An 11,575-nucleotide genomic window follows, 5' to 3' on the forward strand; every position below is an offset into this window, starting at 1 on the left:
GGGCCATGATCCGGGGAAAGGTGATAGCGGGGCCGGGGCCGGATTGTCCAGCACCCGGCCGCGCGGGCCGCGTCAGGCGCGCAGCGCCATGCGTTCGGGATTCGGCGTCTCGACCACCGGATCGCGCAGGACATAGCCCCTGCCCCAGACAGTCTCGATATGGCTTTCGCCGTTCATCGCCGCGGCCAGCTTCTTGCGCAGCTTGCAGACGAAGACGTCGATGATCTTCAGCTCGGGCTCGTCCATCCCGCCATAGAGGTGGTTGAGGAACATCTCCTTGGTCAGCGTCGTGCCCTTGCGCAGGCTGAGCAGTTCCAGGATCTGGTATTCCTTGCCGGTCAGGTTGACCGGCCGCCCGCCCACCTCGACCGAGCGCGCGTCCAGGTTCACCACCATATCGCCGGTGCGGATCACCGACTGGCTGTGCCCCTTGGAGCGGCGGATGATGGCCTGGATGCGGGCGATCAGCTCGTCGCGGTTGAAGGGCTTGGTCATGTAGTCGTCGGCGCCGAAGCCGAAGCCGCGCAGCTTGCTTTCGGTATCGTCCGAGCCGGTCAGGATCAGGATCGGCGTATCGATGCGCGACATGCGAATCTGCCGCAGCACCTCCATCCCGTGCATGTCCGGCAGGTCCAGATCCAGCAGGATCAGGTCGTAGTCATAGAGCTTGGCCAGGTCGATGCCTTCCTCGCCCATATCGGTGCGATAAACATTATAGCTCGCATGAGTCAGCATCAGCTCGATGCTGCGGGCCGTGGTCGGATCATCCTCCACGAGAAGGATTCGCATGTCTTTTCCCCTTGCTAACCAGACGACTGGTAAAATTTCTCCGCAAAAGGTTAATATCACGTTACCGGATAAATCATCAAATATGTCTCAACTTACGGTTGCCGGAATCTCTGCAACTGCGTGATTTTCAGCGCATTGCGTCCGTGACGGCGAAAGGCGCTGGCCCAGGCGTCGAACTCCTCCTCGGTCAGGCCGTAGCGGCGAATCGCCTCCTCCCGCGCCAGCAGCACATATTGCACGGCATCCACGACCGCCGCCTTGCGGCTGGCCACCCAGCGGGTCTGCGGATCGGGCAGGTCGGCCAGGGACAGAATGCTGCCATCGGGCAGGATCGCGGTGCGCGGGCCGGGGGTTTTCTTCAGAAACATCGGCAAGTCCTTGTCTTCCTTGCCCCGTTCTGCCGCAAACTTCTTAAGTCGAGGTGAAGTCACCCCGGGTTTTTCCGCTCCCCGCCCTTGAGAATTGCCGGATTTTTCCTATAAATGTTGGGAACTGCGGGGCCCGGACGACATGCGCCCCCGCGAAAGGACGATCCATGACAGCGCCAGCTTCCTCTCTGCGCCCGGCCGCACCCGATTCGACCGTGAACTCGCTGGGCTTTGCCAAGCCCCCGGCGCAGACGCGCGTGGTCGTCGCCATGTCCGGCGGCGTCGACAGCTCGGTGGTGGCGGCGATGCTGGCGGCGCAGGGCTATGACGTGATCGGCGTGACGCTGCAGCTTTACGACCATGGCGCGGCGCTGGCGAAAAAGGGCGCCTGCTGCGCCGGGCAGGACATCCACGACGCCCGCCGGGTGGCCGAGCGCATCGGCTTTCCGCATTACGTGCTGGATTACGAGAACAAGTTCCGGGAATCGGTGATCGAGGAATTCGCCGACGCCTATCTGGCCGGCGCCACCCCGGTGCCCTGCATCCGCTGCAACGAGCGGGTCAAGTTCCGCGACCTCTTGCAGACCGCGCGCGAACTCGATGCCGACTGCATGGCGACGGGGCATTACATCCGCCGCTTCGACGGCCCGAAGGGCGCCGAATTGCACATGGCCGCCGATCCCGCCCGCGACCAGAGCTATTTCCTGTTCTCGACCACCCAGGAGCAGCTGGATTTCCTGCGTTTCCCGCTGGGCGGCCTGGCCAGCAAGGCCGAGACCCGGGCGCTGGCGGCGCAATACGGGCTGTCGGTGGCCGACAAGCCCGACAGCCAGGACATCTGCTTCGTGCCGGACGGCAATTACGCCAGCGTGATCGAGAAGCTGCGCCCCGGCTCGGCCGATCCGGGCGAGATCGTGGACATGGACGGCAATGTGCTGGGCACGCATCGCGGCGTGATCCATTACACCATCGGCCAGCGCCGCGGCCTGGGCATCGGCGGCCTCGGCGATCCGCTCTATGTCCTGCGGCTGGAGCCCGAGACGCGGCGGGTCGTCGTCGGCCCCAAGCAGGCGCTGGCGACGAAGATCGTGCCGGTAACCGAGGTGAACTGGCTGGGCGACGCGCCCTTCGAGGGCGAGATCGCCATCACCGCCCGCATCCGCTCGACCCGGCCGCCGCGGCCGGCAATCCTGCGCGTGACCGGCGAGCGGCGCGCCGAGGTCGAACTGCTGGCCCCGGAAGAAGGCGTCAGCCCCGGCCAGGCCTGCGTGTTCTATGCCACCGAGGGCAGCCGCGTGCTGGGCGGCGGCTGGATCTCGCACCGGCGCGGCGGCTGACAGTCGGGTTCAGGCCGCCGCGGCCAGCAGCCGGATGCGCTCGACCATGGCGCGCAACCCGTTGGACCGCTGCGCCGAAAGATGCTCCTCCAGCCCCAGCCGGCCAAGCTCGGCGCTGGCGTCGATCGCCGGCACCTCGCGCACCGGCACGCCGGAATAAAGCGCGTGCAGGATGGCGATCAGCCCGCGCACGATCAGCGCATCGCTGTCGCCCTGGAAATCGAAATGGCCGCCCTCGATCCGGGGCATGATCCAGACCTGGCTGGCGCAGCCCTCGACCTTGGTGGCGGGCACCTGCAGCGAGGGGTCCATGGGCGGCATCGCCTTGCCCAGCTCGATGACATGGCGATAGCGCTCTTCCCAGTCCTCGAGAAAATCGAAGGTCTCGGCGATCTCTTCAAAGGCGGGCGTGGCCATCGGGGCATCCTCTCGCGTCGGGCGATCTTGCATAGCGCGATGGCTCGGCGAGGTCAAAGAGGCTTTCGCCCCCGCGCATCTTGGCCTATCACTGCCGCAAAGAAGCGGGAAAACGGGGGCAGGCTTCATGCGGTCAGGAACCTTGGGCATTCTTGCCTGTGCGGCGCTGGTGCTGGCGGGCTGCGGCCGCATGGGAGACAGCAGCTGGAACCCGATGCGCTGGTTCGGCAGCGCGCCGCAGACGCAGACGCTGGAGCCCGAGGGTGGCTATCCGACCACGGTGAATGACGGCCGCGTGCCGCTGGCCCATGTCACCGGAGCGAGGTGGGAGCCGCTCTACGAGGGGCGGATGCTGGTCGTGACCGGGCTGGCCGCCAGCAAGGGCTGGTGGGACCTGGCGCTGGTGACCGAGGTTCCCATGCCCAAGGGACGCATCCGCCCGGACGAGAACGGCGTGCTGCGCCTGCGCCTGGTCGGCAAGCCGCCGCAACCCGACACCTTCGCCGCGGCCAACCCGGCCAATCCGCTTGCCGATGCGGCAACGGTGGCGCTGGTCATTCCGAATGCCGTCCTGCCGGATCTGCGCGAGGTGGTGATCTCGGGCGCGAGCAATTCCGTAAGCCTGCGGCGCTGAGGGTCACAGGCGGGGCGGGCTGCGGAGCCGGAAACACCGGCAGCCGCGGGTTTTGCGGCGCGGTCGCGACATGGGTATTTATGAACCAGAGAAAGCCCGGGTGGGGGCCCAACTGCGCCGCAGCTTGGGACGGCGGGCTTCCGGCGGGGCCGAGCCGGTCTGATCGAAGCCTTGACGGACCGTCCGGGTCAGGCCAGATGGCGGGCCCGATTTCGGGTGCGGCGAGGGACAAGGCGGATGCCGGCAGGCCCTGCCGGTCTTGATACCTGGCCTTCCCCGGGGACAGCGGGCGGGCTGGGGTGAAACGGCCGGACGCCCCTGGGTGATGCAGGATTGCTCGTTTCGCGCTGCTGCGGCGGAGGCCGGCACGCGCAGTTGCTCGGGGCAATGGCGCCGGCAGGGGGGCACCGCAGAGGAGGGTTATAGCGATTGCGGGACAGCCTCCTCCGGTCGGTGCGCTTCGGGGCCTTGCGGGCGCGAGGGCAGAGGCTGTCTTGAGACGCGCTGCTGCGACGGAAGGGTGGAAGAAAGCTCCGCTGGGGATCCGCGCTCTTCAGATGCCGAAGGGCGAGAGAACAATCACCGGACTTCGGATCGTCCTGGATAAGGGGATGCCCCTTCGGCAGCGGCCAGCCCCAAGGCGGCCCGCTCCCCGATATCCGGGCCGGAAAGCCCGTGCGGACAGCCGCACGCGCCCCGGCCCTGCTCGCAAGGCCGGGGCAATTGCCCGACCCGGCCTTCGCGGCGCGGGCAGGCTTCTGCGCGCGCCACGCGGGCTTGGCGGTCAGGACATCTTGCGCAGATAGGTCCAGGTCGGTACCCGCGCATCGCGTGCCACCGACCAGCTTTCGGCATCGCCGAGATATTCGAAGCCGCAATTGGTGAGCACCCGGGCCGAGCCGGGATTGTCCTGGAACGCCTCGGCGAACAGGGTGCGCGAGCGGTGCGGGTTCGCCTCGACCAGGGCCGAGACCGCTTCGGTCGCGAAGCCGGTGTTCCAGAACCCCGCGCCGATCCAGAAGCCCAGTTCGGACTGTTCCTTGTCGATCCGGGTCAGCGAGACCACGCCCAGCAGCTCGGCCAGCTTGTTGGCCGAACCGTCGATGGCCCAGACATCCTCGTCCCGGTCGGCCGACATGGCGCGGCGGACATAGGCTTCGGCCGCGCCGGGCGGCAAGGGGTGCGGGATCGAACGGGTTCCCTCGGCCACGCGTCGATCGGCAGTGTAATGCGCGATGAGCCCCGCATCCGACGCCCGAAGCGGGCGCAGGACGAAACGCTCGGTCACGATCTCGATCTGCCGCGCATCCGAGGCAATCAATTCGTTCATGTCTCTATTCTCCCCCAATTACTCGCAATGATATGGGTGCGGATTCCGAAAACGCGAAGGGGACCGGCTACGGCCGATCCCCTTTTAGCACCCGAGTGTTAAAATCGGCTTACTCGGCGGCCTCGACATTGGCGGGAAGCACGGAAATGAAGGTGCGGCCCTTGAGGCCCTTCTTGAAGGTCACCTGGCCGTCCGTCAGCGCGAACAGCGTATGGTCGCGGCCCATGCCGACGTTCTGGCCCGGCCACCAGGTGGTGCCGCGCTGACGCACGATGATGTTGCCGGCGACGGCCTGCTGGCCGCCATAGAGTTTCACGCCGAGACGACGACCGGCCGAATCGCGGCCGTTGCGGGACGAACCGCCTGCTTTCTTATGTGCCATGGCTCAGTCTCCTTCTGCCTCAGTTGGCGTCTTCGGCCGAGGCTTCGGCTTTCGACTTCTTGGCTTTCGCCGGTTGTTCGGCCGCCGCGAGCTTGGTGCGGGCGCCGACGGCAGGTTTCACATCGGTCTTGTCGCCGCCCTTTTCAAGCAGGTCGGTGATGCGGACCAGCGTCAGCTGCTGGCGATGGCCGCGGGTGCGCTGCGAGGAATGCTTCCGGCGGCGCTTGACATAGGTGATGACCTTGTCGGCCTTGATGGTGTCGATGACCTCGGCCTGCACGGCCGCACCCGCGACCAGCGGCGCGCCCACGGTGGCGCCGATCATCAGCACGTCGTTGAACTGGACCTTGTCGCCGGCTTCGGCGTTCAGCTTTTCGACGCGCAGCACGTCGCCGGCCTGAACCCGGTACTGCTTGCCGCCCGTCTTGAGAACTGCGAACATTCCGTCTTTCCTTGCTCTGCCGCGTCCTTCGGCCCCGCATCGCGGATGTTGATGGGGGCAGGCCCCGCCTTCGGACAGCGCACCCATTCCCGGGTGAGATTCAAAATATGATGCCGGCAACGGACATGCGCCCGGCCGGTCGCGGGTATATCGCGGATTCGGCCGGGCAAGTCAACAGGAATGGCGGCTCAGCGCCACAGATCTCGCGCCTCCTCCGCCGAGAGCCGCCGCCCCTCGCGCGGGCTGCCCGGCTCGCGCGACAAAAGCGGCGCCGGGCGCGGATCATCGCCCAGATAGGCCCCGCGCGCCCGGTTATGCGCATGGCTCGGCGCCTCGGCGATGGAGAGCACCGGAGCGGCGCAGGCATCCGTCCCCTCCAGCTCGGCCGCCCAGTCGTCGCGGCTGCGTGTGACGATCCGCGCCGCCAGGATCTCGCGCAGCGCGGTCCAGTTCGCCGGATCGCTACGGTCGGGCAGATCGGCTTCGGAAAGCCCCAGCCGCCGGACCAGCTCGGCCCAGAACTGCGGCTCGATGGCGCCGACGGCGAGGAAGCCGCCGCAGGCGCAGGGATAGCAGCTGTAATAGGGCGCGCCGCCGTCCAGCAGGTTCGCCTGGCGCTCGTCGCGCCAGAGCCCGTTGACGCGCAGCCCCGAGATCATCGCCATCAGATGCGCCACCCCGTCGGTGATGGCGGCATCGACCACCTGTCCCCGCCCGGTCTCGCGCGCCCGCAGGATCGCCGCCAGCATACCGGCGACCAGATACATCGAGCCGGCGGCGAAATCGCCGACCAGGTTCAGCGGCGGCACCGGGTGATCGCGCGGGCCGATGGCGGAAAGCGCGCCGGTGATCGCCAGATAGGTCAGGTCGTGGCCGGCGGAATGCGCCAGCGGGCCGCTCTGCCCCCAGCCGGTCATCCGGCCATAGACCAGCCGCGGGTTTTCCGGGAAATCCCCGGGGCCGAGGCCCAGCCGCTCCATCACGCCGGGGCGCATGCCCTCGATCACCGCATCGGCGCGCAGGATCAGGCCGCGCGCGATCCCGCGGCCCTCCGGCGATTTCAGGTCCAGCTCCAGCCAGTCACGGCCGCGATCCAGCACGTCCCGCTTCATCGGAAAGATCTGCGGCGAGCCGGGCCGGGCGATGCGGACCACCTGCGCGCCGTGATCGGCCAGCCACATGGCCGAAAAGGGCGTGGGGCCGATGCCGGCGATCTCGACGATGCGCAGGCTGGACAGGGTTCCGCTCATGGCCGGGCTCCGGGAGAATGGTGGGCGGTGAGGGACTCGAACCCCCGGCATTCTCGGTGTAAACGAGACGCTCTACCAACTGAGCTAACCGCCCCCGAGCCGGCTGATAGCGCGATCCCCGCGCCCTTGGCAAGCGCGGGCGTCACTTGCGCAGCCTCGCGATCAGCGACGAGGTGTCCCAGCGCCCGCCGCCCATGGCCTGCACCTCCTTGTAGAACTGGTCGACCAGCGCCGTCACCGGCAGGCTGGCGCCGGTCTCGTCCGCGGCGGCGAGGCAGATGGCCAGGTCCTTGCGCATCCAGTCCACCGCGAAGCCGAAGTCGAAGCGGTTCTCGGCCATGGTCTGGTGACGGTTCGCCATCTGCCAGCTGCCGGCGGCGCCCTGGCTGATGACCTCGACCACCTCGGGAATCGACAGCCCCGCCTTCTCGGCGAAATGCAGCGATTCCGACAGGCCCTGCACCAGCCCGGCAATGGCGATCTGGTTGCACATCTTGGTCAGCTGCCCGGCGCCCGAAGGGCCCATGAGCCTGCAGATCTTGGCATAGGCGGCGATCACCGGCTCGGCCTGGGCGTAATCGGCCGGCGTGCCGCCGCACATCACCGAAAGCTGGCCGTTCTCGGCCCCCGCCTGCCCGCCCGAGACCGGTGCGTCGACGAAGCCTAGCCCCGCCTCAGCCGCCAGCGCCGAAAGCTCGCGCGTCACCGACGCCGAAACCGTGGTGTGATCGACGAAGACCGCGCCCTTGCCCATGCCGGCAAAGGCGCCGGCCTCGCCCAGGCAGACCTGGCGCAGGTCGTCGTCATTGCCGACGCAGGCCATGATGAATTCCGCGCCCTCGGCCGCCTCGCGGGCGGTGGCCGCCACACGGCCCTTGTGGCGCCCGGCCCAGGCCTCGGCCTTGGCGGGGCTGCGGTTCCAGACCGTCACCTCGTGCCCGGCGGCGGCCAGATGCCCCGCCATGGGAAAGCCCATCACCCCAAGTCCCAGAAATGCCACGCGTGCCATCAGATTCTCTCCCTCATCTCGTAAAGGCGCGTTGATCCGGCACGCGCCCTGCCCTATTCACCCCGATGAATTTCATCACCCGGCGCGGGGGTCAACCTCTCGCGCCCAAGCTCGGGACCGCGCCTTTTCATGGTGACACTTTTCCGCTGGCTTGTGCGCCTGACGGTCGGGCTGATCTTTCTGACCGTCGCGCTGGTGGCGCTGGCCTGGTATTTCGCCATCCGCTCGCTGCCCGATTACGACGGCAGCTATGCGGTCGAGGGCATTTCGGCCCCGGTCGAGATCGTGCGCACCACCGAGGACGTGCCGCATATCTTCGGGGAAAGCGACCGCGACGTGTTCTTCGCGCTTGGCCTTGCCCATGCGCAGGACCGGCTGTTCCAGATGACCGTCCTGCGCCGCGCCGCGCAGGGCCGGCTGGCCGAGATCTATGGCATCGGCGCGCTTTCGGCCGACGACCTGGCGCGGCGGCTGGGGCTTTACCGCAATGCCCGCGCCTCGCTTCAGGCGCAGGACCCCGAGGTGCTGGAGGCGCTGCAGGCCTATGCCGAGGGCGTCAATGCCTGGATCGAACAGGTCAACTTGGGCGCGCGCGGGCGCGGCGCGCCGGAATTCTTCCTCTATCCCGAGGATATCGCCTATTGGGAACCGGCGGATTCGCTGGCGATCCTGAAGCTGCTGGCCGCCTCGTCCAGCGTGCAGATGCGGCGCGAGGTGCTGCGGGCGCGGCTGTCTCTGGCCGTCCCCGAACGCGGGCAGGAGCTGGTCGCGATGCGCGGAGAGCCGCCCCTGCCGGCCTATGCCACATTATTCCCCGGCGCGCGATTCGCCGCGCCGGAACGCGGCACCGGGCCGCGGGACTGGACCGCGACGCTGGCGGGCTACCTCGCGCCGGCGGCGGGCGCCTCGGCCAACGGCTTTGCCGCCGCGGCCGGGCGCACGGCGGCGGGCGGCGCGCTTCTGGCCAACGACCCGCAATTCGCCCTGACCGCGCCGGGCCTGTGGTATCTGGCGCGGATCGAGCTTCGCTCGGGCGGGGTGATCGGCGGCACCATCCCCGGCATTCCCGCCGTGCTGTCCGGGCGCAACACCGGCCTTGCCTGGGGCATCACCCCGGCGCAGATCGACGACCAGGACCTCTATATCGAGGAAGTGCAGCCCGGCGACCCGAACCGCTATCGCGGCGCGAGCGGCTGGACCGAATTCACCACCCGGCGCGAGACCCTGCGCATCCGCGGCGCCGAGCCGCAGACCATCACCCTGCGCGAGACCGAAAACGGCCCGGTCATTCCCGGCGCGCATCTGGACATCGCCACCATCCTGCCCGCCGGCCATGTCGCGGCGCTGGCCTGGACCGGCGGCTATGGCAACGACCGCAGCATGACGGCGCTGGTCGGGCTGATGCGGGCGCAGGACCGGCAGGCGGCGGCCGGGGCGCTGCACGAGATGATCGCCCCGGCCCTGACGGTGACGCTGGCCGACGCGCAAGGCGTGGGCGAGGTCCTGGCCGGCGCCGTGCCGCATCGCCCGCCGGGCCACCAGACGGCGGGACGCCTCCCCGCGCCGGGCTGGATCGCCGAGAACCGCTGGCAGGGGCTCAGCCCCGCCCCCGCCGAGCTGACCCGGCTCAGCCCGGACAGCGGCATCGTGGCCGCGACCGGCGCGGCGCCGCCGGGCGCGGGCGGGCTTGGCCATGACTGGGGCGACGGCCACCGGCTGAACCGGCTGCGCCACCTGATCGACACGCGCGAGGTGCATTCCCGCGACAGCTTCATCGCCGCGCAGAACGACATCGTCAGCCCGGTCGCCCGCGCCCTGCTGCCGCTGGTCGGCGCCGAGCTGTGGTTCACCGGCGAGCCCGCCGCCCAGGGCACGCCCGAACGGCTGCGCCAGGACGCGCTGGCGCTGCTGGCCAATTGGGACGGCGCCATGAGCGAGCACCTGCCCGAGCCGATGATCTATGCCGCCTGGATGCGGGCGCTGCAGGACCGGCTGGTGCGCGACGATCTCGGGCCGCTGGCCGACGCGCTGACCCAGCTCTATCCCGATTTCATCGACCGGGTGTTCCGCGACATCGGAGGCGCCTCGGCCTGGTGCGACATCCGGCAATCCGCCCCGGTCGAGACCTGCACCCAGATCGCCCGGCAGGCGCTCGACGCGGCGCTGCTGGATCTGGTCGCGCGCTTCGGGCCCGACCTCGCCAGCTGGCGCTGGGGCGACCTGCACCGGGCCCGGCACGTCCATCCGGCGCTGGGGGACATGCGCGGCATCTCTTACATCGTGAACCTGATCCAGCCGACCTCGGGCGGCAGTTCCACCATCGCCCAGGCCGGGTTCCTCGGCCATGGCCGCAATCCCTGGCTGAACGTGACGGGCGCGGCCTATCGCGGGGTCTATGACCTGGCCGATCCCGACAGCTCGGTCTTCATCATCTCGACCGGGCAGTCCGGCCATCCGCTCTCGCGCCATTACGACGACATGGCCGAGCTGTGGCGGCGCGGCGAATATGTGGTGATGTCGCTCGACCCGGCGCTGGCGCGGGCGGCGGCTGCGGGCATCACCCATCTGCGGCCGGCCGGCGGCTAGACAGGGGGCTTGCATCCCGGCTCCGGCCGGGCTTCCCTGCCCCCGCAAACGCAGCAAAGGGAAACCCATGGCGCGCAAGATCATCATCGACACCGATCCGGGCCAGGACGACGCGGTCGCCATCCTGCTGGCGCTGGCCAGCCCCGAGCTGGAGGTGCTGGGCCTCAGCGTGGTCGCCGGCAACGTGCCGCTGCACCACACCGAGCGGAACGCCCGGATGATCTGCGAGCTGGCCGGCCGCCCGGACCTGCCGGTCCATGCCGGCTGTGACGCGCCGCTCAGCCGCAAGCTGGTCACCGCCGAGCACGTGCACGGCAAGACCGGGCTCGACGGCGTCACCCTGCCCGAGCCGGCCATGCCCCTCGCCCCGGGCCATGCCGTGGACTTCCTGATCGAGACCCTGCGCCGCGAGAAGCCGGGCAGCGTCACCCTGGTGCCGATCGGCCCGCTGACCAATATCGCCACCGCCTTCCGGCGCGCGCCCGACATTGTCCCGCGCGTGCAGGAGATCGTGCTGATGGGCGGCGCCTATTTCGAGGTCGGCAACATCACCCCCACCGCCGAGTTCAACATCTATGTCGATCCCGAGGCGGCAAAACTGGTCTTTGCCAGCGGCGCGCCGCTGACGGTGATGTCGCTGGACGTGACGCACCGCGCCCTGACCAGCCGCGCCTGGGTCGAGGGCATGCGCGCCATGGGCCGGGTCGGCCAGGCGGTCGCCAACTGGACCGATTTCTTCGAGCGTTTCGACCGCGAGAAATACGGCAGCGAGGGCGCCCCCCTGCACGACCCCTGCACCATCGCCTGGCTCCTGCAGCCCGAGCTGTTCTCGGGCCGCTACATCAATGTCGAGATCGAGACTCAGGGCGAATACACGCTGGGCATGACCGTCGCCGATTGGTGGCGGGTCAGCGGACGGACCCCGAACGCCACCTTCATCCGCGATGTCGAGCCGCAGGGCTTCTTTTCCCTGCTGACGGAACGCATCGGCGCGCTGGACCGCCGCGTCGGCTAGGTCCGCGTTCCGGGGG

The 11,575-nt window shown here is 68.9% G+C and carries 12 protein-coding genes and 1 tRNA gene; 4 read left to right on the top strand and 9 right to left on the bottom strand.

Annotated features, from left to right (window positions below; genetic code table 11):
• Positions 1-72: 72 nt before the first annotated feature.
• Entirely contained in the window at positions 73-789 is a 717-nt protein-coding gene (gene ctrA, locus PARJ55_RS0100725; protein ID WP_028711237.1) for a response regulator transcription factor CtrA, read from the bottom strand.
• 92 nt (positions 790-881) lie between these two features.
• Positions 882-1,157 carry a DUF1153 domain-containing protein gene (locus tag PARJ55_RS0100730; RefSeq protein ID WP_028711238.1) on the bottom strand — a complete coding sequence of 92 codons (276 nt, stop codon included), beginning with the start codon at positions 1,155-1,157 and terminating at the stop codon, positions 882-884.
• Between the two features lie 167 nt (positions 1,158-1,324).
• Between PARJ55_RS0100730 and mnmA the strand changes: the two genes are divergently transcribed.
• On the top strand, positions 1,325-2,494 hold the full coding sequence (gene mnmA, locus PARJ55_RS0100735; RefSeq protein ID WP_036713637.1) for a tRNA 2-thiouridine(34) synthase MnmA: 1,170 nt from the start codon (positions 1,325-1,327) through the stop codon (positions 2,492-2,494).
• Positions 2,495-2,503: 9 nt separating this feature from the next.
• On the opposite strand, the gene PARJ55_RS0100740 is transcribed toward mnmA, so the two are convergent.
• A complete protein-coding gene (locus tag PARJ55_RS0100740; RefSeq protein WP_028711240.1) occupies positions 2,504-2,911 on the bottom strand; it encodes a SufE family protein in 408 nt (135 codons plus the stop codon).
• Between the two features lie 127 nt (positions 2,912-3,038).
• Between PARJ55_RS0100740 and PARJ55_RS0100745 the strand changes: the two genes are divergently transcribed.
• Positions 3,039-3,545 carry a hypothetical protein gene (locus PARJ55_RS0100745; RefSeq protein WP_036697447.1) on the top strand — a complete coding sequence of 169 codons (507 nt, stop codon included), beginning with the start codon at positions 3,039-3,041 and terminating at the stop codon, positions 3,543-3,545.
• Positions 3,546-4,329: 784 nt separating this feature from the next.
• Here PARJ55_RS0100745 and PARJ55_RS0100750 read toward each other — a convergent pair.
• From PARJ55_RS0100750 to PARJ55_RS0100775, 6 genes are all read right to left on the bottom strand, one after another.
• Positions 4,330-4,875: a GNAT family N-acetyltransferase gene (locus tag PARJ55_RS0100750; protein ID WP_028711242.1), complete on the bottom strand. Its 546-nt coding sequence runs from the start codon at positions 4,873-4,875 to the stop codon at positions 4,330-4,332.
• A 109-nt stretch (positions 4,876-4,984) separates the two neighbouring features.
• Positions 4,985-5,257: a 50S ribosomal protein L27 gene (gene rpmA / locus PARJ55_RS0100755; protein ID WP_028711243.1), complete on the bottom strand. Its 273-nt coding sequence runs from the start codon at positions 5,255-5,257 to the stop codon at positions 4,985-4,987.
• A gap of 19 nt (positions 5,258-5,276) precedes the next feature.
• Complete coding sequence (rplU, locus tag PARJ55_RS0100760) at positions 5,277-5,699, bottom strand: 50S ribosomal protein L21 (RefSeq protein WP_028711244.1); 423 nt, start codon at positions 5,697-5,699, stop codon at positions 5,277-5,279.
• 188 nt (positions 5,700-5,887) lie between these two features.
• Positions 5,888-6,949 carry a CaiB/BaiF CoA-transferase family protein gene (locus PARJ55_RS0100765; RefSeq protein WP_028711245.1) on the bottom strand — a complete coding sequence of 354 codons (1,062 nt, stop codon included), beginning with the start codon at positions 6,947-6,949 and terminating at the stop codon, positions 5,888-5,890.
• An 18-nt stretch (positions 6,950-6,967) separates the two neighbouring features.
• Positions 6,968-7,043 (bottom strand) — tRNA-Val (locus tag PARJ55_RS0100770).
• A 48-nt stretch (positions 7,044-7,091) separates the two neighbouring features.
• Entirely contained in the window at positions 7,092-7,958 is an 867-nt protein-coding gene (locus PARJ55_RS0100775; protein ID WP_028711246.1) for an NAD(P)-dependent oxidoreductase, read from the bottom strand.
• Positions 7,959-8,087: 129 nt separating this feature from the next.
• Between PARJ55_RS0100775 and PARJ55_RS0100780 the strand changes: the two genes are divergently transcribed.
• The gene (locus PARJ55_RS0100780) at positions 8,088-10,544 is read left to right on the top strand and encodes a penicillin acylase family protein (protein ID WP_028711247.1); all 2,457 of its coding nucleotides are present in this window, start codon (positions 8,088-8,090) and stop codon (positions 10,542-10,544) included.
• A gap of 67 nt (positions 10,545-10,611) precedes the next feature.
• Entirely contained in the window at positions 10,612-11,559 is a 948-nt protein-coding gene (locus tag PARJ55_RS0100785; RefSeq protein WP_028711248.1) for a nucleoside hydrolase, read from the top strand.
• Positions 11,560-11,575: the final 16 nt, after the last annotated feature.

Source organism: Paracoccus sp. J55 (assembly GCF_000513975.1).
GTDB lineage: Bacteria > Pseudomonadota > Alphaproteobacteria > Rhodobacterales > Rhodobacteraceae > Paracoccus.